At 71.1% G+C, this 20,063-nt stretch carries 15 protein-coding genes; 3 read left to right on the top strand and 12 right to left on the bottom strand.

All coding sequences use genetic code 11. The annotated features are described in order from the left end of the window. Nucleotides 1-11: 11 nt before the first annotated feature. Entirely contained in the window at nucleotides 12-1,682 is a 1,671-nt protein-coding gene (locus CP976_RS31965; RefSeq protein WP_150483419.1) for a sensor histidine kinase, read from the top strand. After that, a complete protein-coding gene (locus CP976_RS31960) occupies nucleotides 1,682-2,362 on the top strand; it encodes a response regulator (RefSeq protein ID WP_150485586.1) in 681 nt (226 codons plus the stop codon). The genes CP976_RS31965 and CP976_RS31960 overlap by 1 nt, the downstream gene beginning before the upstream one ends. Nucleotides 2,363-2,533: 171 nt before the next feature. Here the strand turns inward: CP976_RS31960 and CP976_RS31955 are convergent, their stop codons facing one another. The 6 genes from CP976_RS31955 to CP976_RS31930 form a co-directional block, all read right to left on the bottom strand. Further along, nucleotides 2,534-4,126: a solute symporter family protein gene (locus tag CP976_RS31955; RefSeq protein ID WP_150483418.1), complete on the bottom strand. Its 1,593-nt coding sequence runs from the start codon at nucleotides 4,124-4,126 to the stop codon at nucleotides 2,534-2,536. Beyond that, on the bottom strand, nucleotides 4,123-4,683 hold the full coding sequence (locus tag CP976_RS31950; RefSeq protein WP_150483417.1) for a DUF485 domain-containing protein: 561 nt from the start codon (nucleotides 4,681-4,683) through the stop codon (nucleotides 4,123-4,125). The genes CP976_RS31955 and CP976_RS31950 overlap by 4 nt, the downstream gene beginning before the upstream one ends. 69 nt (nucleotides 4,684-4,752) lie before the next feature. After that, nucleotides 4,753-5,436, bottom strand: coding sequence for a response regulator transcription factor (locus CP976_RS31945; protein WP_150483416.1), 684 nt, complete (start codon nucleotides 5,434-5,436; stop codon nucleotides 4,753-4,755). After that, nucleotides 5,433-6,584: a sensor histidine kinase gene (locus CP976_RS31940; protein WP_150483415.1), complete on the bottom strand. Its 1,152-nt coding sequence runs from the start codon at nucleotides 6,582-6,584 to the stop codon at nucleotides 5,433-5,435. Before CP976_RS31940 ends, CP976_RS31945 begins: the two co-directional genes overlap by 4 nt. Further along, entirely contained in the window at nucleotides 6,581-7,105 is a 525-nt protein-coding gene (locus tag CP976_RS31935; RefSeq protein WP_150483414.1) for a DUF1453 domain-containing protein, read from the bottom strand. The genes CP976_RS31940 and CP976_RS31935 overlap by 4 nt, the downstream gene beginning before the upstream one ends. A 524-nt stretch (nucleotides 7,106-7,629) precedes the next feature. Next, entirely contained in the window at nucleotides 7,630-9,753 is a 2,124-nt protein-coding gene (locus CP976_RS31930) for a DNA gyrase/topoisomerase IV subunit B (RefSeq protein WP_150483413.1), read from the bottom strand. Nucleotides 9,754-10,194: 441 nt separating this feature from the next. On the opposite strand from CP976_RS31930, the gene CP976_RS31925 reads away from it, so the two are divergent. After that, nucleotides 10,195-10,425, top strand: coding sequence for a DUF7455 domain-containing protein (locus CP976_RS31925; protein WP_010034922.1), 231 nt, complete (start codon nucleotides 10,195-10,197; stop codon nucleotides 10,423-10,425). Nucleotides 10,426-10,592: 167 nt separating this feature from the next. Here the strand turns inward: CP976_RS31925 and CP976_RS31920 are convergent, their stop codons facing one another. The 6 genes from CP976_RS31920 to CP976_RS31895 form a co-directional block, all read right to left on the bottom strand. Next, nucleotides 10,593-11,429, bottom strand: a complete 837-nt coding sequence (locus CP976_RS31920; RefSeq protein ID WP_150483412.1) for a S1 family serine peptidase — start codon at nucleotides 11,427-11,429, stop codon at nucleotides 10,593-10,595. Between the two features lie 136 nt (nucleotides 11,430-11,565). Next, nucleotides 11,566-13,104: an RNA polymerase sigma factor gene (locus CP976_RS31915; protein ID WP_150483411.1), complete on the bottom strand. Its 1,539-nt coding sequence runs from the start codon at nucleotides 13,102-13,104 to the stop codon at nucleotides 11,566-11,568. A gap of 427 nt (nucleotides 13,105-13,531) precedes the next feature. Next, complete coding sequence (locus tag CP976_RS31910; RefSeq protein WP_150483410.1) at nucleotides 13,532-14,419, bottom strand: FadR/GntR family transcriptional regulator; 888 nt, start codon at nucleotides 14,417-14,419, stop codon at nucleotides 13,532-13,534. A gap of 161 nt (nucleotides 14,420-14,580) precedes the next feature. Continuing rightward, nucleotides 14,581-16,818, bottom strand: coding sequence for an ABC transporter ATP-binding protein (locus CP976_RS31905; RefSeq protein ID WP_150483409.1), 2,238 nt, complete (start codon nucleotides 16,816-16,818; stop codon nucleotides 14,581-14,583). Between the two features lie 109 nt (nucleotides 16,819-16,927). Next, nucleotides 16,928-17,686, bottom strand: a complete 759-nt coding sequence (locus CP976_RS31900; protein ID WP_010034909.1) for an NUDIX hydrolase — start codon at nucleotides 17,684-17,686, stop codon at nucleotides 16,928-16,930. 130 nt (nucleotides 17,687-17,816) lie between these two features. Next, the gene (locus CP976_RS31895; protein ID WP_373304851.1) at nucleotides 17,817-19,685 is read right to left on the bottom strand and encodes a glycogen debranching N-terminal domain-containing protein; all 1,869 of its coding nucleotides are present in this window, start codon (nucleotides 19,683-19,685) and stop codon (nucleotides 17,817-17,819) included. Nucleotides 19,686-20,063 lie beyond the last annotated feature (378 nt).

Raw genomic sequence — 20,063 nt, 5'->3', positions numbered from 1 at the left:
CCTTCTTGGGTATGAGCCCCACTCCCCCCGCACGCCGCCTGCGCCTCGGCCTGCCCCGGCGGGTGTTCTCGCAGGTGCTGCTGATGCAAGTGGCGATCGCCGCGGGAGTCGCGGTCCTCGCGACCGGGCTGTTCCTCGCGCCCCTGAGCGACCAGCTGGACGACCAGGCGATGCGCCGAGCGCTCGCCATCGCGCAGACCACCGCGCAACAGCCGGGCCTCGCGGAGGAGGTGAGGGACACGCCTCCCTCACCGAACGGTCCGGTGCAGAGGGAAGCCGAGCGGATCCGGAAGGCCACCAAGGCCGAGTACGTCGTGGTGATGGACTGGCGGGGCGTGCGGTGGTCGCACACCGACCCGAAGCAGATCGGCGGCATCGTCTCGACCGACCCCGGCCAGGCCCTGGCGGGCAAGGAGGTCATGGAGATCGACAGCGGCACCCTGGGCCGCTCCGCCCGCGGCAAGGTGCCGCTGCGTGACAGCGACGGCACGGTCGTCGGCGCCGTCTCGGTCGGCATCGCCTACGACAGCGTCCGGGCCCGGCTGATCCACGCGATCCCGGGGCTGCTCGCGTACGCCGGAGGTGCCCTGGCCGTAGGCGCGCTGGCCGCGTGGCTCATCTCCCGGCGGGTCCAGCGGCAGACCAGGGACCTGGCCTTCTCGGACATCGCGTCGCTCCTGTCGGAACGCGAGGCGATGCTGCACGGCATCCGGGAGGGCGTCGTCGCCCTGGACCGCACCGGCCGCATCCGGCTCGTCAACGACGAGGCGCAGCGGCTGCTGGGCATCGGGGACGCGGTGGTGGGCCGTTCCCCCGACGAGGCGCTCGGGGCGGGCCGCACGGCCGACGTGCTGGCCGGGCGCGTGGCCGGTACGGACCTGCTCACCGTCCGCGGCCAGCGGGTGCTGGTCGCCAACCGCATGCCCACCGACGACGGCGGCGCCGTGGCCACCCTGCGCGACCGCACCGAGCTGGAGCAGCTGGGCCGCGAGCTCGACTCCACCCGCGGCCTGATCGACGCGCTGCGCGCCCAGGACCACGAGCACGCCAACCGTATGCACACGCTCCTGGGCCTGCTCGAACTGGATATGTACGACGACGCCGTGGAGTTCGTCGGCGAAGTGGTCGGCGACCACCGGGCGACCGCGGAGCAGGTCACCGAGCGGATCGAGGACCCGTTGCTCGCCGCCCTGCTGGTCGGCAAGGCGACCGTCGCGGCCGAGCGGGGCGTCGCACTGTGGGTGTCGGACCGGACCCGGCTGCCGGACCGGCTGATCGACCCCCAGGGGCTCGTCACCGTCGTCGGCAACCTGGTGGACAACGCCCTCGACGCCGTCGCGGGCAAGCCGCACGCACGCGTGGAGGTCGAACTGCGCGCCGAGGGTCGTACGGCGATCCTCCGGGTGCGCGACACGGGGCCGGGAATCCCGCCGGAGCACCGGGAGCTGATCTTCACCGAGGGATGGTCCACGAAGAAGCCGCCCGCGCACCGCGAGCGGGGCATCGGACTCTCCCTGGTGCGCAGGCTCGCCGAGCGGCAGGGGGGCAGCGCGACCGTCGGCGAGGCGCACGGCGGAGGCGCGGAGTTCACCGTCGTCCTGCCCGAGGCGCTGGCCCAGCCGGGCCCGGAACCGGCCCTGACCGTGCCGTCAGCTCCGCAAACCGTCAAGGAGGAGTCGTGATGATCGAGGTGCTGGTCGTGGACGACGACACCAGGGTCGCGCGGGTCAACGCCGCCTACGTCGAGAAAGTGCCGGGCTTCCATGTCGCCGGCGAGGCCCACAGCGCCGCGGACGCGCTGCGTCAGTTGGAGACGCTGCCCCGGCTCGACCTGGTGCTCATGGACCACTACCTGCCCGACGAGACGGGGATCGCGGTCGTCCAGGAGATGCGCCGGCGCGGCCACCAGACCGACGTGATCATGGTGACGGCGGCCCGGGATGTCTCCACCGTGCAGGCGGCGATGCGGCACGGCGCGTTGCAGTACCTGGTCAAGCCGTTCGCCTTCGCCGGCCTGCGCTCCAAGCTGGAGGCGTACGCGGAACTGCGCCGCACCCTCGACGGCGGCGGGGAGGCGGAGCAGGCCGAGGTCGACCGCATCTTCGGGGCGCTGTCGACCCCCTCCGAGCCGGACCTGCCCAAAGGTCACTCCCCCACCACCGCGGAGCTGGTCCGTCAGTCCCTGATGAACGCGGACGGGCCGCTGTCCGCGCAGGAGATCGCCGAGCGGACCGGGGTGAGCCGCCAGACCGCCCAGCGCTATCTGAAGCTCCTGGAACGCACGGGACGGGCCAGGCTGACCCTCAAGTACGGCGACGCGGGCCGCCCGGAACACCGTTACGTGTGGGCGACCCGCGCCTAGGCCCTCGGTCTGAGGCCGTTTCGGCTGTCAGCCCGTGGCCTTCTTCGCGAACTCCGTCGTGTAGGTCCCGGCGAGACCACCCAGTCCCTCGCGTCGCCGGGGCCGGCGACCGGCCACTCGGAGCCGACGACGGAACTGATCTGCCGCCGTACGCCGGTGAAGGCCCCGCCACTACGCCGCTCCCGCCCCGGTCAGCGACCGCACCTCGGTCTCCGCGTGCCTGGCCTCGTCCGGGACCTCCGCCGAGGTGACCGTGCCCAGCCAGCCCGCGAGGAAGCCCAGCGGGATCGAGACCAGACCCGGGTTCTGCAACGGGAAGTACCGGAAGTCGACGCTCGGGAACAGTGAGTCGGGGCTTCCGGAAACCACCGGGGACAGCACCACGAGCACCAGGGCCGGGACCAGACCGCCGTAGACGGCCCACACGGCTCCGCGTGTGGTGAAGCGGCTCCAGAACAGGGAGTAGAGCAGCACCGGAAGGTTCGCCGACGCGGCGACGGCGAAGGCGAGGCCCACCAGGAACGCGACGTTGAGATCCCGCGCCAGCAGCCCGAGGGCGATCGCCACCACGCCGACACCGACGGCCGCGACACGGGCCACGGCCACCTCGCTACGGGGCTTGCCGCGCGGGCGCCGCAGGGACGCGTACAGGTCGTGGGCCACCGACGCCGAGGACGCGAGTGTGATCCCGGCGACCACGGCGAGGATCGTGGCGAAGGCGACCGCGGCGACGATCGCGAAGAGAACCGTTCCACCCGTGGATCCGGCACCACCGCCCAGATCGAGCGCCAGCAGCGGAACGGCCGTGTTCCCGGCCGCGTTCGACCCGCGTACCGCGTCCGGACCCACGACGGCGGCCGCCCCGAATCCCAGCACGATCGTCATCAGGTAGAAACCGCCGATGAGCCCGACGGCCCACACGACCGAGCGGCGTGCGGCGCGCGCGGTGGGCACGGTGTAGAAGCGGGACAGGATGTGCGGGAGCCCGGCCGTGCCCAGCACCAGGGCAAGCCCCAGACTGATGAAGTCGAAACGGGCGGTCCAGTCCCCGCCGTACTTCAGACCGGGCGCCAGAAACGCCTGCCCATGACCGCTGCGCTCGGCCGCCGTGAGCAGCAGCCGGTCCAGGTCGCCGTGGAAGCGCATCAGGACGAGCACCGTCAGCGCGATCGTGCCACCGAGCAGCAGGACGGCTTTGACGATCTGGATCCACGTCGTAGCCCGCATACCTCCCAGCGACACATAGATCACCATGAGCGCGCCGACCCCGATGACGGTCCAGTCGCGCGCCGCCTCACTCGTGCCCCCGAGCAGCAGCGCCACCAGGCTGCCCGCGCCGACCATCTGCGCCACCAGATACAGAACGGACACGGTGACCGAGGACGTTCCCGCCGCGATCCGTACCGGTCGCTCCCTCATCCGCGCCGCCACGACGTCCGCGAGCGTGAACCGTCCGCAGTTGCGGACCAGTTCGGCCACGAGGAACAGCACCACCAGCCAGGCCACGAGGAAGCCGACGACATACAGCAGCCCGTCGTAGCCGAACAGCGCGATGAGGCCGGTGACCCCCAGGAAGGAGGCGGCCGACATGTAGTCACCGGCGATGGCAAAACCATTCTCCATGGGTGAGAAGAGCCGCCCGCCCGCGTAGAACTCCTCCGCCGAACCGCGCCGGTTGCGGCTCACCCAGGTCGTGATCGCCAGCGTGACCGCGACGAACCCGCTGAACAGCAGCAGTGCCAGCGTCTGGTGTTCATCCGTCACGAGACACCGCCGTTGACGCCGCGCGTCAGCTCCTGTGTGTCCCAGCGCAGTTCGAGCGCCGCCCGGTCCCTGCGCAGCCGCGCGTGCCGCGCGTACGCCCAGGTGAACAGGAACGTGCTCAGGAACTGCCCGAGCCCCGCCACCAGCGCCACGTTCACCGCTCCCGCCACGGGCCGCGCCATCAGCTCCGGCGCGGTCGTGGCAGCCACGACGTAGCCTACGTACCAGGCGAAGAAGGCCACGAAGCCCGGCACCACGAACCTCCGGTAGCGCCGCCGCACCTCCTGGAAGGCCTCGCTGCGCTGCACCTCCAGATACACATCGGCCGCCGCGACCCCGGTCTCGCCCTCCCTGCGTGCCGACGGGACCACGGCCGGATCCGGCACCCCGGCGCCCACCGACTCGCCCCAGCCGGAGGCGAGGGCGTCGTACCAGGGATCGTCGTACCTGAGGCGCCCGGCCTCATCGGCCGGGACCGGGCCGACACCGTCGAGTGGCTCGACCGGACTTTCCTGGCCGGCCCCGTCTCTACGGGGACGGCCCTTGCTTGGCTGCATGTCCAAGGATGGACAGAACGGGAAGATCCCCGACTCTTCTTCCCTTCGCTCTTCACCCCATCAGGTGACTCAACCCGCTGGTGGCCGCACCAGTCCCTTTCCGTAGGCGTAACGCACCGCCTGCGCGCGGTCCTTGAGCCCCGTCTTGGCGAAAAGGTTGTTGATGTGGGTCTTCACGGTCGCGGTGGAGACATGCAGCCTGCGGCCGATCTCCTGATTACTGAGCCCCTCGGCGATGAGCAGCAGCACCTCCGTCTCCCGCACGGTGAGCCCGTCCGGTGCCTCAGGGGGCGCGGCCGGTCTCGCCTCGGTCTCCGCCAGCCGCTCCAGCAGCCGCCTCTGGATGCTCGGCGACAGACCGGCGTCCCCCGACAGCACGCTGTGCACGGCCCGCACGATCTCCTCTCCGTCGGCGTCCTTCGTGAGATAGCCGCGCGCTCCCGCAGCCAGTGCCGGGAAGAGCGACTCGTCGTCGGCGTACGTCGTGAGCACCACGACCTGCGTCCCGGGGTACTCCGCGCGGATCCTGCGGGTCGCCTCCACTCCGTCGCAGCGAGGCATACGCAGGTCCATCAGCACCACGTCCGGGGCGACTTCCGCGACGAGCCGAACGGCCTCCTCCCCGTCCCCCGCCGCGCCGACGACCTCGATCCCGGGCAGCAGACCGAGCAGCATCACGATGCCCTCCCGCACCACGGTCTGGTCGTCCGCGACCACCACCCGAGCGGGCTTCCGCTCGGCCCCCTCCGTCATACCGGCACCTTCAACGTCACCACGAACCCCTCCTCGCCCGGCCCGGCCTCGAACGAACCGCCCAGCAGCTCGGCTCGCTCCCGCATGCCCAGCAGACCGTACCCGGCTCCCGTCCCGGTCAGCTCGCCCGGCGAGCCACCCGAGTCCCGCACATCCAGGGTCACTTCGTGCGGGTTGTAGTCGAGCCTCAGGCGCACCTTGGCGCCCGGGGCGTGCTTGCGGGCATTCGTCAGAGCCTCCTGAGCCGCTCTGCGCACAGCCTGGGAAGCCTCTGCCGGCAGCGCCCTGCGTTCACCCGTGATGGTGATCTCGGCACCGCCGGCCGCACCCACCAACTGGTTCAGGAACTCCTCCAGCGGGGTCAGGTCCCCGCGCAGGGCGGAAAGCGCCTGCCGCGTCTCGGCGAGCCCGCCACGCGCCATCTCCCGTGCCGCCACCACTCGTTCGAGAACCTGCTCCCGTTCCCCGCCACGCTCGATCAGAAGCCGGGCCGCCTCCAAGTGCACGAGCTGGGCGGACAGGCTGTGCGCCAGCACGTCGTGAATCTCCCGCGCGATACGGGCCCGTTCAGCGAGCGCCGCCGTCTCCGCCTCAGCCGCCCGCGCGGCCCGCTCCTGGGCGAGCAGCCGCTGGGCGCTGCCGCGGGCCTCGGCGTCCAGGCGCAGCGTGTATCCGGCCAGAGCGAGGCCGAGGCTGGTGACCACGGACGTCAGCACGTCGTCGTTGTTCACGGCCCCGAACGAACCGAGTGCCACGCCCGCTGCGCTCAGGGCGATTGCCGGTGGGAGTCGCTCCAGTGCCGAGACGGCACACCCGCACCACATGACCAGGGCCGCGACCTTGAACCCCGACAACTGGGCCGCGACGGCGACACCCTGAAGCAGCGCGAGCAACGCCAGCGACGGCCACAGCCGGTGCTGGAGCGTGGTCCGGAAGAACGCCCAGGCGAGCAGTGCCGCCCCAAGCACCCCTCCGGCTCCGGCCGCCGCCTTCCAGCCGCGTATCTCACTCCCGGCGAAGGCACCCCACATCAGCACACCGAGGACCAGTGCCCTCACCGTCCAGGCCAGCAGACACCGGGAGCGTGAGAGTCCCTCGCGGCTGAGCGCCTCCCGGGAAGGCCAGCGTGTCCAGGCGTTCTCCTTCACACGCGCTCCCTCCCCACAGGCCGCACCGTGCTGTCACCGTACGCCCAGCCCGAGTCCACGGCAGAGCCCGGCGACCGACCGCGCCGGGCCAGGATTCCGGCCCGGACGAGCAGGGTGCCGGCAAGCCCCAGCAGCAGGGCGGAGCTGTCCTGGTGAACGCCCATCGCGGCACCGAGCGCGAAGAACCCGACGCGCAGTCCGATTCCCACGCCCCAGACGGCGACGCCCGCCCTGCTGCTCTTGCTCCACACCGTGCCGTCCGGCTCCACCCATATGCGGGTGGTCCAGGCCCAACCGGCCCCGGTGGCCAGGCCGACGAGCAATTCGGCGCCGAGCAAGAGCACCGAGGCCGTGTGGTGATGGGCGTCGAGTACGCCGGGCTCGCGCAATGCGACGACGGCCAGAATTCCGGGCAGGAGCCACCAGCGACGCTCGCCGTCGATGGGAGTTGCGCGGAACTGCCGGGCGATCACCAGCATGGCAACAAGCACGATCACCAGCGCGTCGACGAGCCCGGACATCACAACCTCCGTGAGCGAGAAAGGGGATGTCGGCAGCGTTGCCGCCGACACCTTCGACGCTACGGAAATCGCCAGGTCACGGGATCGGAGCGCGGGTGGATCATGGGTGGATCCCCGACCGTGCGTTTCTCCACCCAAGGGTGGAGAAACGGCTCGGCCACGGCGGTCTGGCCGCGGGCCGGGGCGTCCGAGCCGGTCGGGCCGTACACGAGGCATGGCGGGCGCTACGCGCCGACTTCCAGGCATGGCACGAGTCATGCGCCGGCTTCCCGGCCGAGCCGGACCAACCGGAACCGCTGGAACCAGCCGAAACTCCTCCCGATCCCTGGCGCTGGCAGCCCAAGCTCCCGCCGCTCCCTGGCTCTGCCAGCCCCGGCTCCCGCCGATTCCTCACTCTGTCAGCCCAGCTCAGGCCAACACCAGGACCCAACCGGCACCGGCCCCGACCAGGACCCGCCCGCTCAGATCACCAGCACCCGACCCCGCCCGGTCCTGCCATGCCATGCCGAAGCCCAGCGCAGCGGCTACGCATCGATCCGCGACCGATCCAGCGTCGCCGCCGAGTTGGAGATGAACTCCTTGCGCGGCGCGACGTCGTTGCCCATCAGCAGATCGAAGACCTGCTCGGCGGCCTCGAGGTCGGAGAGGTTGATCCGGCGCAGAGTGCGGTGGCGCGGGTCCATGGTGGTCTCGGCCAGCTGGTCGGCGTCCATCTCGCCGAGACCCTTGTAGCGCTGGATCGAGTCCTTGTAACGGACGCCCTTGCTCTGGAGCTCCATGAGCTTGTCCCGCAGCTCGCGGTCCGAGTACGTGTAGACGTACTTGTCCTGGCCCTTCTTGGGCTGGACGATCTCGATGCGGTGCAGCGGCGGCACCGCCGCGAAGACCCGGCCTGCCTCGACCATGGGCCGCATGTAGCGGTGGAACAGGGTCAGCAGCAGTGTGCGGATGTGCGAGCCGTCGACGTCGGCGTCGGTCATCATGATGATCTTGCCGTAGCGGGCCGTGTCGATGTCGAAGGTGCGGCCCGACCCGGCCCCTATGACCTGGATGATCGCGCCGCATTCGGCGTTCTTGAGCATGTCCGTCACGGACGACTTCTGGACGTTGAGGATCTTGCCCCGGATCGGCAGCAGCGCCTGGAATTCGGAGTTCCGGGCGAGCTTCGCCGTGCCGAGCGCGGAGTCGCCCTCGACGATGAACAGCTCGCTGCGGTCGACGTCGTCGCTGCGGCAGTCGGCGAGCTTGGCCGGCAGCGAGGAGGACTCCAGCGCCGTCTTGCGGCGCTGGGCATCCTTGTGCTGCCGGGCGGCGATGCGCGTACGGGCCGCGGCCACGGCCTTCTCCATGACCACGCGGGCCTGCTGGGCGGCGTCCCGCTTCGTGGACGTCAGGAACGCCTTGAGTTCCTTCGTGACCACGTTGTTCACGATGCGGCGGGCCGCCGAGGTCCCCAGGACCTCCTTGGTCTGGCCCTCGAACTGGGGCTCGGCGAGACGCACGGTGACGACCGCGGTCAGGCCCTCCAGGGCGTCGTCCTTGACGATGTCGTCCTCGGCGACGCGCAGCAGCTTCTTGGCGCGCAGCACCTCGTTCATCGTCTTGGCGACGGCCTGCTCGAAGCCGGCGACGTGCGTACCGCCCTTGGGGGTGGCGATGATGTTGACGAACGACCTCAGCGTCGTGTCGTAGCCGGTTCCCCAGCGCAGCGCGACGTCGACGCCGAGTTCGCGGGTGACCTCGGTGGGCGTCATCTGGCCGTGGTCGTCCAGGACGGGGACCGTCTCCTTGAAGGAGCCCGATCCGGAGAAGCGGAGGACGTCGCAGATCGGCTTGTCGTTCGCCAGGTACTCGCAGAACTCGCTGATGCCGCCGTCGAAGCGGAAGGACTCCTCCCCCTTGCTGCCCCCCTCGCCGAGCCCGTACTCGTCGCGCACGACGATGGTCAGGCCGGGCACCAGGAAGGCGGTCTGACGGGCGCGCTGGTGCAGGTTCTCCAGGGAGAGCTTGGCGTCCTTGAGGAAGATCTGGCGGTCGGCCCAGTACCGCACGCGCGTGCCGGTGCGGGTCTTCGGGATCTTCTTGGCCTTGCGCAGGCCGCTCTTGGCCTCGAACTTGGCGTCTGGGCCGTTACCCGCGAAGGCGCCGGGGACACCACGACGGAAGCTGATCGCGTGGGTGTGTCCACCGCGGTCCACCTCGATGTCCAGACGGGCGGACAGGGCGTTCACCACGGAGGCGCCGACGCCGTGCAGACCGCCGGAGGCGGCGTAGGAGCCGCCGCCGAACTTGCCGCCGGCGTGCAGCTTGGTCATCACGACCTCGACACCGGAGAGGCCGGTCTTGGGCTCGACGTCGACCGGGATGCCCCGGCCGTTGTCCCGGACCTCGACCGAGCCGTCGTCCTGGAGGATGACCTCGATGTGGTCGCAGTAGCCGCCGAGGGCCTCGTCGACGGAGTTGTCGATGATCTCCCAGAGGCAGTGCATCAGGCCACGGCTGTCAGTCGACCCGATATACATACCGGGGCGCTTCCGCACGGCCTCGAGCCCCTCGAGGACGAGCAGGTGCCGCGCGGTGTAGTTGGACCCGTCCCGGTCTGCTCCTGCCAGCAGAGCTGTGGACGGCACGGACGTCTCGGCGGTCACGCGGTTCGCTCCTCGCTGAATTTCAGATGGGGCCCTCATGGGTAAGGGCGCGGCTTCAGTCACCGGTGAGAGGGTACCGAGGCCTGGTAGAGCCGTTGTAACGCCACCCTCGTCGGAAACTCACCCTAGTCCAGACTCGCATGGGTGTTCGATCCCTCGTTGGAGTGAAGCACACATCACGTTCCCTTCCAGGCATGAACCATTTAGGCTCCGGGCACGTCCTCATGAACAACCGGCAACCCAGCCGGGAGGACCGACCACCGATACAACGCGAAGCTCCGTAAGACACATAGACACGCAATACGGCACATTCGCCGCCAACCGGCAGCAGACAGCCGCCTCGCAAAGATTTTTCGAGGAAAAGCCACGAGCGGGAACGTTTTGGGGCTGGTTGGATGTTGACCCTGGTACGACAGCTCGTCGAGCTAGAGAAGAGGCGACGTGACTACTGTTCTGACCCCTGCGAGCCAGTTGACGGCCGCTGATCGCTGCGACCGCTGCGGCGCCCAGGCGTACCTGCGCGTCGTCCTGCTCAGCGGCGGAGAACTGCTCTTCTGTGCCCACCACGGGCGCAAGTTCGAGCCGGAACTCAAGAAGATCGCCGCTGAGATACAGGACGAGACGGAGCGGCTGACGTCCGCTCCCGCGACTGCCTCCGAAGAAGAGCGCTGACACCTCGCGTCCGACGACGAGCCAGCACGGCACAGGCCGGTGAACGGGCGGCTGCCTCCCCTATGGAGGCAGCCGCCCGTCCTCGTTCTCGCGAGTCCGCTCAGGCTCCCCCGCACGCCCACCGCGCGGTTTCTACACGCCGTACCGGCCGAGCTTGCGCATGATCCTCACATGTGTGCCCAGCCGAGCGTGCGCATGATGCCGGACACACGCGTGTACACCCCGGGGCTGCCGGCTCGACCGCAGCCGATCCCCCAGGACACGAGGCCGATCAGCCGCCCCTGGGCCACCAGCGGCCCCCCGCTGTCGCCCTGACAGGCGTCCCGGCCTCCCTTCGCTTCTCCGGCACACAGCATGCTCCTGGCGTCGTAGACGCCGTCCTCGCCGCCCGGGTACGCCTCCTCACAGAGAGCGTCGGGGAGCACACGCACGCGTGCCGCCCGCAGACTGTTCGGATACTCCCCGGCGCCCGAGACATCCCCCCACCCGTACACCGTCGCGGCTTCGCCCACGGCGTAGGCGGGGTCACCGCCGACCGCCATGCCGATGACCGAGTCGGCGGGGAGAGGCTCGGCAAGGGTGAGCACGGCGAAATCCCCGACATTGCTGACACCGTCGTAGGCCGGGTTGACCCAAATCTCTCGCACCGCGACCTCCCGGCCACCGCGGTCCGAGAACAGGTCCGTGCGCCCCGCTATGACCTTGAGATCGCGTACGCGCTCCGGTGGCCCGCCCAGGACCTCCTCGTCCACGCAGTGGGCCGCGGTGAGCACCGTGTTGCGGCCGACCGCCACACCACCGCAGAACTGCCCCGCGCGCGTTCCCCCGAACTGGTCACGACTGGACAGGGCCACCGTCCACGGACTCTCCGACGCGTCGACGGGGAATCCCCCTATGACGACCCGGTCGGCGGCCACAGGGCCGCTGGGACCCACTGACAGGGCGAGTACCGCTGCCGCCAGGACCAGCGGTCGGGCCAGGGCTCGAGAAAGGCGACGACGCATGAACACTCCTCACTCCGTGATGTCAGCGAGACACCCAGAGTGATTCACCCCGTGGCGGCCCGCACCCGCGGAGGGGCATGACGAAGGCCCGGCCCCCTGGGGGGACCGGGCCTTCCGCGTCATACGACCGCGACGACTAGTCGAGGTAGTCGCGCAGCACCTGCGAACGGGACGGGTGGCGCAGCTTCGACATGGTCTTGGACTCGATCTGGCGGATCCGCTCACGCGTGACGCCGTAGACCTTGCCGATCTCGTCGAGGGTCTTCGGCTGACCGTCGGTGAGACCGAAGCGCATCGAGACGACGCCCGCCTCGCGCTCGGACAGGGTGTCCAGGACGGAGTGCAGCTGCTCCTGGAGGAGCGTGAAGCTGACCGCGTCGGCCGGGACGACCGCCTCGGAGTCCTCGATGAGGTCACCGAACTCGCTGTCGCCGTCCTCGCCCAGCGGGGTGTGCAGCGAGATGGGCTCACGGCCGTACTTCTGGACCTCGATGACCTTCTCAGGGGTCATGTCGAGCTCCTTGGCCAGCTCCTCCGGGGTGGGCTCGCGGCCCAGGTCCTGGAGCATCTGGCGCTGCACGCGCGCGAGCTTGTTGATGACCTCGACCATGTGCACCGGAATACGGATGGTGCGGGCCTGGTCGGCCATGGCGCGCGTGATCGCCTGACGGATCCACCAGGTGGCGTACGTGGAGAACTTGTAGCCCTTGGTGTAGTCGAACTTCTCCACCGCGCGGATCAGACCGAGGTTGCCTTCCTGGATGAGGTCCAGGAAGAGCATGCCGCGGCCGGTGTAGCGCTTGGCCAGGGAGACCACCAGACGGAGGTTGGCCTCCAGGAGGTGGTTCTTGGCGCGGCGGCCGTCCTCGGCGATGATCTCCAGCTCACGCTTGAGCTTCGGCGCGAGCTTGTCGGCGTTGGCCAGCTTGTCCTCGGCGAACAGACCGGCCTCGATGCGCTTGGCGAGCTCGACCTCCTGCTCGGCGTTGAGCAGCGGGACCTTGCCGATCTGCTTGAGGTAGTCCTTGACCGGGTCGGCGGTGGCACCGGCGGCGGCGACCTGCTGCGCGGGCGCGTCGTCCTCGTCGTCGTCGGACAGCACGAAACCGGCGTTCTCCGTGCCCTCGGGTTCCTCGCCGGCCTTGCCGGGAGCGGCCTCCTCGAGCACCTCCTCTTCGAGAAGCTCGGCGTCGTCCTTCTTGGCGCTGGTCTTCTTCGCCGCGGTCTTCTTGGCAGGCGCCTTCTTCGCGGCCGCCTTCTTGGCGGTCGTCTTCTTGGCGGCTGCCTTCTTGGCGGGTGCCTCGTCCTCGGCGGCGGGCTCGGCTGTGGGCGCCGCCGGCGTGGCGGTGGCGGTGGCCTTCCTGGTGGTCACCGCCTTGGCCGCGACCGTCTTGGTGGCGGTGCGCTTGGCGGGACTCTTCGCTGCGACGCTCTTTCGGGTGCGCTTGGGCTCTGCGGCACTGACCATCAGCGTCACACCCTCTTCCTCGAGGATCTGGTTGAGGCTGCGCAGTACGTTCTTCCACTGAGTGGCCGGAATCTGGTCAGCTTCGAAGGCCCGACGCACGTCATCGCCGGCGATCTGCCCCTCAGCCTTTCCCCGCTCAATGAGAGCCATGACAGAGACGGACTCGGCGATCTCCGGCGGGAGCGTACGGGATGTGCTGGCCGACACGAACAACCTCTCGGAACGTTGGAAAACGGCTTCCGGCCCCGTCCACAGTGGACAGGAGCCGACCGCCGGCTTGGGGGTGGGCCGACGGCGCGGGCGGGGGCCGGGAAGATGCACAGCGCCGTGAACGGCGTCCGTATTCCCTCCGCGGCTGTCACCTCTTAGGTCATCGCGTTCTTCCCGCGAGCGTTACGCCCAATTCGCGTGGCCCGAGTCACACCCCGTAAGCGAACAAAAGCGATCATACGCGGGCAAAGGAGGTCACACCTGGCCGTTCACTGGCCGCTCCGGCGGATCTGCGGCCCCTTCGCGCCGTCGGACCCCGCGGGATCGCGAGGATCCTGCGGGGTCCGACGGGAGGCGGTTCGCCGTACGGGCACTGCCACAGGAGGGGGGTGGCAGACCCGGGCGCGCCGCCCGCGGAACGCGGTCAGCGCTCGCGCGGAGCGGGCACCACGCGTTCCACCTCGGGGTGGACCGTGAGAAGTTGCCGCATCGCCGCCTCGGCCGCCGCCCCGTCGCCGGCGGCGAGGGCGTCACAGATGCGGCCGTGGTGCGCCAGCGACGCCTCGGTCGGCCGGTCACAGCCCGCGATCGGACCGCCGGAGACCTGGAGGGCCGCGGACACGATCCCGGAGAGGTGCTCCAGCATGCGGTTGCCGGCGACCTGGATGAGCAGCGAGTGGAACTCGGAGTCGGCGCGGGAGAAGGTGAGCGCATCACCCTGGGCCATCGCGTGCCCCATGATCTCGACCATGTCCGCCAGGCGCTGCTGGACGTCCTCGCGCCCGTGCCCGGCGGCGAGGCGGGCGGCGAGCGGCTCGATCGTCCAGCGCAACTCGCTCAGCTCGCGGCGCTGATCGTCGCGCTGCGGCCCGAAGGCCCGCCACTCGATGATGTCCGGGTCGAGGAGGTTCCAGTCGCTGACCGGGCGCACGCGCGTGCCGACGTTCGGGCGGGCGCTCACCAGGCCCTTGGCCTCCAGGACGCGGAGCGACTCGCGGACGACGGTGCGGGAGACCTCGAACCGCTGGCCGATCTCCTCGGGCACCAGTGGACGGTCGGCGCCCAGGTCGCCGGAGACGATCATCTGACCCAACTGCTGGACGAGTTGGCCGTGCAGCCCGCGTCCGCGGCTGCCCGCGGCGCGCCTGCCGACCCGGCCCAGCTCGGGGTCCCCGCCGTCCCAGACAGGGGCACCGACGCGGTCGACGGCGGGCGCCTCCGCGTAGGGGTAGCGGTCGAGTTCGCCCGGGCTCGCGAGGCCGGAGTCAGCGGAGCGGGCGGCGGTCATCATGGTGTGCGCAAGGGTACTCACGCATCCTTTGTCGGCGCCGTCTCCAACTCCCTTGAGGTCTTTGGTGAAAAGCACACGAAAGGGTGATCGCTCCCCCCGTCGCAATTGACGCCTTATCGGAAAGAAATGGGCGTTCTGCGGGGAGTTGTGCGCATGGCCGGACTAAGGGTTACGGACAGTCGTCACCGGAACCGGCTCCGCAGTGCGGTGAGGAGATACGCGCAGAGCAGTGCGGTCAGCGACAACGTCAGTGCGCCGCCGACAGGTTGGGAGACCACGCTGAGCGCGGCTTCCAGGTAGCGCTCTCCCCCGAAGGGCCATCGCGGCAGCAGAGCCTCGCGCAGCCGCACGGGAAGTCCCGCCGCGGTCCGCACGGACGGCCCTTCAAGGACCTTGTGCACCGCGGGCACGACCAGGAGCGGCACGGCGCCCACGGCGGCCAGTCCGGCCGTGGTGGAACGGAAGACGCCTGCGGCCAGTACGCCCGCCCAGGCACAGCCGACCACCAGCCCGATCCAACTCGCACTCAGCGACAGCCAGTCGGCGGGAACCTGGGCGAGCTCCCGTCCGTACACGAGGTAGAGCACCTCGGCGTCGCAGCCGACGGTGAGTACGGCCAGCATCAGCGCGGTGGCCGTGGCGACGAGCAGTTTGGCGGCCAGCAGCCCCAGTCGGCGGGGCACGGTGCCGCGGTCCGCGGCCAGGGCGGGGTGGCGGAACTCGTCGCCGAAGGCCAGCGCGCCGAGCAGCCCAGCGCCGAGCGCCGCGGGCGGCAGGGGCAGCTCCTGCGGCCACGCGGCCAGCAGGCGCGGCTGAGGAGTGTGCCCGATACGGGCGAGCGCGACGGCGGTCACGGCGGACACGACGAGTACCGCGGCCCCGGTGATGAACCCGGTGCCGATCCCGGCGGCGCGGCGGATCTCGTAGCGGAGGGGACGGAGGGGGCTGGGGGCGGGGCGGACGGAGATGGGCGGCGGCAGCGGGGGCAGCGCGCCGAGTGTGCGGGCTGTGCGTGCGGTGCGGGCGTCGGCGGGGTGGAACGTGCGGCGTGTCGCCGCCTCCTGAGGATGGGCCTCGGCGTTGGGCGGGTGGCCGGCCGATGGGGCGTCCGGGCGCTCGTGCGGCTCCGCGGCGGCCTGCGCATGCCCGGCGGGGAGCAAGGGCTCGACGGTGACTGGTTGCGCCGCGTCGACGGTGGGCCGTGGCTCAGCCGGGCGTGGCGACTCGATGGCGACGACCATGGGCTCCGCGGTAACCGGATCAGCGGTATCCGGGTCGGCGGTGACCGCGGGCGGCTTCGACGCGTCGAGGGTGGGTCGCGGCTCACCGTTGGCGGCCGGGGGTGCAACCGTCACCCCGGGCGCCTCGGCGACATGCCCCGCCTCGGCACTCGTGCGATCCGGCTCCACGCGGACGAGCTCGAGCGTGTCGGCAGACGATCGCGCTGCGTCGGTCCCGTGCAACTCACCCCCCGCCTGCTCCGCCTTGCCCAGTCCCGGGGCGCTGCCGCCATGCGGCTCATCTGCGTGTACCGCTCCCGCCCCGGGCCCCATGTCACCGATCTCATCGGCCAGTTGGTGCACGACGATGCCGTGACGGAATGCCGTCTCGCCGATCTCGGCACAGGTACTGCCGTACACGGAGAGGCGGTTGCCGTCTTCTCGTACGACCTCGACGGAGCGCTGAGCGGTGCGGGCCTGCTTGGCCAGGAGGGCCGCCAGACGGGCCGCGTACGGGCTGCGTACGGCGACCCGGGGACGCAGGCGGGTACGCGAGAACTCCGCGGCCTCCTGGTCGGCCACGAGCCTGCCCTGTTCCAGTGTGACGACGCGGTCGGCGGTACGCGCGGCCTCCTTGGGGTCGGCCGTGGTGAACAGGACCGTGCCGCCCTGGTCGGCATGGGCGCGCAGCATGCCGTGCAGCCAGTGGCTGTCGCGGACGGACAGCCCACCGGCGGGGTCGTCGAGGACGAGCGTGTGCGGGTCGGCCAGGAGGGCGCAGGAGAGGCCCAGGCGGCGGTCCATGCCGCGCGAGAGGGCGCCGAGGCGTTCGTCGCGCAGGCTCACGAGCCCGACCGCCTCGAGCACTTCGTCGGCGCGCCGGACCGGGACCCCTGCGGCCGCACACAGCATGCGCAGATGCCCGCGGACCGTGCGGGCCGGATGCCCCGGCACGTCGCCCATCAGCACACCGACCTCGCGTGACGGATGGGCGATGCGGTGCAGGGGGCGGCCCCGGAAGTAGGTGACCCCACGGCCCTGTTGGAGTTCCAGCATGAGTCTGAGAACTGTCGTCTTACCGGCGCCCGGTGCTCCGAGCAGCGCGGTGACGCGGCCCGCGCGCGCCTCGAAGGAGACGTCGTCGGCTGCGGGCGGGAGCTCTTTGCGGGGGTTGCTGGTCAGTCCGAAGGCCTGGATCACTCGCAGCAAGATAGCGCGCTATGTCCGATTTTTCGGGCAGCACGAGGCCTGCCCGGGCACGACCATCACCCTTGTCCGGGCAGCGGGCGCGTGGTGTTCGGACTCGGCGTCAGACCTCGGGGCGCAGCATCGGGGGGTTGAGCAGAGTCGCGCCACCGGCACGGAAAAGCTGGGCCGGGCGGCCGCCCTGGCGGGTGGTCGTCCCACCGGTGGGGACGAGGAAGCCCGGTGTGCCCGTGACCTTGCGGTGGAAGTTGCGCGGGTCGAGCGCCACGCCCCACACCGCCTCGTAGACACGGCGCAGCTCTCCGACGGTGAACTCGGGCGGGCAGAACGCAGTGGCCAGCGACGAGTACTCGATCTTGGAGCGAGCACGCTCCACTCCGTCCGACAGGATCTGCGCGTGGTCGAACGCGAGCGGCGCGACCGGTTCGGCGTCCCGCCCGTAGCCGCCCTGCCGCAACAGTTCCTCCACGGGAGCCCAGCGGGCGTTACTGGCGTCGCCGCCTGCCCTGGGCGCGGGCAGGTCGGGAGCGAGCGCCAGGTGGGCGACACTGACGACCCGCATCCTGGGGTCCCGCTTGGGGTCGCCGTAGGTGGCGAGCTGCTCCAGATGCGCCCCGTTGTCCTGGGCGGGGACGGACGGGTCGTGGACACGCAGCCCGGTCTCCTCGGCCAGCTCGCGTGCCGCGGCCTGCGCTAGGTCCTCGTCGGCCCTTACGAAACCGCCGGGCAGCGCCCAACGCCCCTGGAAGGGGGGCTCGCCCCTGCGTACCGCCAGCGCGCACAGGGCATGGCGGCGCACGGTCAGCACGACCAGGTCCACGGTGACGGCAAACGGCGGGAACGCTGACGGGTCGTAGGGCATGCGGCGATCATAGTCGTCTGCCTGACGATAAACACTCCCTTCGGCGGTCGCATCGGCGACTGATCCACTTCGGTCGGATATGAACTTCGCTCTCCGGCCCGGTCGTCCGACAGTTGAACATTGCACCAGGTCACACCCCCAATTGAAGTCCGTCAGCCGCTTCCTCGACCATGGCGAGGCCGAGCCGGCTGACCCGTACGGAGAAGGGGGCGCCCGCGATCCGCAGTCCCGTGAAGCCGACCTCGCCCAGGGGTGCGCTGCGCATGGGGCTCAGGGTGACCGTCCCTGCCGGGGCGTCGGGGCGGATGCCGACGAGCGTGGTCAGCAGCAGCACTCCGGCGGCCGCCGATGTGGCTGCCGGGCGGCAGGCCGCCGGGTGCGGGAGAGGAGCGCTCCCCTCCGTGCGCTGTTCCCCGGCGTACATGTCAGGTAGCCGGTGGGCGAAGGCCTCGGCGGCCGCGAGTACGCCGCGCAGCAGCGAGGTCGCCTCCTTCTCGTAGCCGGCGGCGGTCAGGCCCGCGACGGCGAGTGCGGTCTCCTGGACCCGTACGGCCCCGGCCCGGTGGCCGAACGGATTGAACCCCGCTTCCTTAGCGCCCAGTCCGCGCAGGCCCCAGCCCGAGTCCATGACAGGACTGCCGAGCAGCCGGGCGAGGTGCTCGGTCTGCACCTTGTCGAGCAGACCGGGGGCCAGGGCGCCTTCGCCCAGCAGGCCGGTGTCGAGGAGGTGGGCGGCGGCCGCCCCCAGATGAGGCACGGGCCTGCCGTCCGGGGCTCGGGCAGCCGCGGGCCGGCCGCCCCCGAGGTCGTCGATCCAGAAGTCCCTGCGGAAGGCAGTTCTCAAGGCCTGCGCCCACTGCCGGAGTGCCGCTCCGCCCGTGCGGCCGCAGGCGTCGAGCAGATCGGCACCGAGGAGCGCGGCACGGTGGGCGTGCGCCTGTGTCTCGCAGCGGACGGGATCGCCGGGATGCGGATCGCGCAGGTACGGGTCGTCGCCCACGGTGGTTCGCAGCCAGGTCAGGCAGCGCTCGGCGGCCGGCAGCAGTTCCTCCGTCTCCTGCTCGCCCAGGCCCCAGCGGCGGGCCTCGGCGAGCAGTGCCGGGAAGAGCAGCGTGGCCTCCGTGCCGGTGCACAGCGGCGGAAGGTGCGGGCCTGCGTCCCGTCTCGGGCCGGGGATCATCCCGGACTGTGGCCCCGGGCCGGTGAGTTGGGTACGGGCGAGGATCCGCAGCGTCCCCGCTGCCAGACCCGTCCCGAGCGGCAGGGCCATCCGGGCGGCCACGAGCGCGTCGGCTGGGGCGAGACCGCAGCGCCAGGGTGCACCGGCCGCGAGGTGGGTGTCGGCGGGGTTCGCGGAATCACGCAGCAGGAGGGCCTGGAGGTCCTCGATGCTCGTTCCGAGGAGCGCGGGAACTCTGGGATCGTCGCCTTCGGCTCGCGCGGCGGCAAGGGGGCTGGTCGCCGCACGGCCCACGGCTCGGAGGGGACCGGCACCGTCCGGCCGCACCCGCAGTTCCACGCTTCTGCTGCCGCCCGGCGGCAGGTCGAGCTCCCATCGCAACAGCCCGGCCGAGGCCAGGGCGTCCGAGGGAGGCGGTGCGGCCGTGACGGACGCATTGCCGGTGGCGCAGGACCACCGCAGTCCGGAGTCGTGGACGCTCGCGGGGAGTTCGGGTCCCGGCTGGCCCGAGGCGATCGACCCGAGGTCGGCCAGGTCCGTGCCCAGGGACACCTCGACCGGCAGGCGCAGGGGACGGGGTGCCGCGCTGTGGAAGGTGATCCGCTCCGTGCCGTCCGCGAGACGGTTGCGTTCCACGACCACGTCCGGATCCGGGCCTGCCTGCGGTGACGTGCGGAGCGTGCCGACGAACCTGGCTCGGTCGGCGGCAGCCATGCGGGCCTGCACGGCGAGCGGTTCCCGCCCGGCCACGCGGATCTCGCACCGGGAGAGCACGCGCCGGCCGGCGCGATAGAAGCCTTCCAGCCCCCGGCCGGTCATCTGCCCTCCCTCCGTCGAGATGGCCAGACCGGGAAGCGCGACGCAGATCATCATGGTGTGGGCGGGCGGCAGGTCGGCAGACCAGCGCAGACCGGGGATCGTGGCACCCCGCGGAGGCCCGGCGGGCTGCCCCGCGGAGGACGGGCCCCGGCTCTGAGGCAAGGGCGGCGGGGGCGAGCCGTACCCCGACGCGGCACCGGGACGACGGTTCCGGCCCGCCCCATGGGGGGACGAACGGCTCCGGTCCGGTGTCGAGGGCGGACACGAGCCCGGGCCGGTGGGCAGCGAGGCGGGCGAGGCCCCTCCGGGGAACCTGGGCCCGAATCCGTCGACATGTGCCGCCGGCCGCTGAGGGGCGTCTCGGTCCCCCGACCTCGG

Source organism: Streptomyces coeruleorubidus, assembly GCF_008705135.1.
In the GTDB taxonomy this organism is placed as follows: Bacteria; Actinomycetota; Actinomycetes; order Streptomycetales; family Streptomycetaceae; genus Streptomyces; species Streptomyces coeruleofuscus.
Note: the sequence above shows the minus strand (reverse complement) of the source record. Positions and strands in the feature narration are given on the sequence as shown.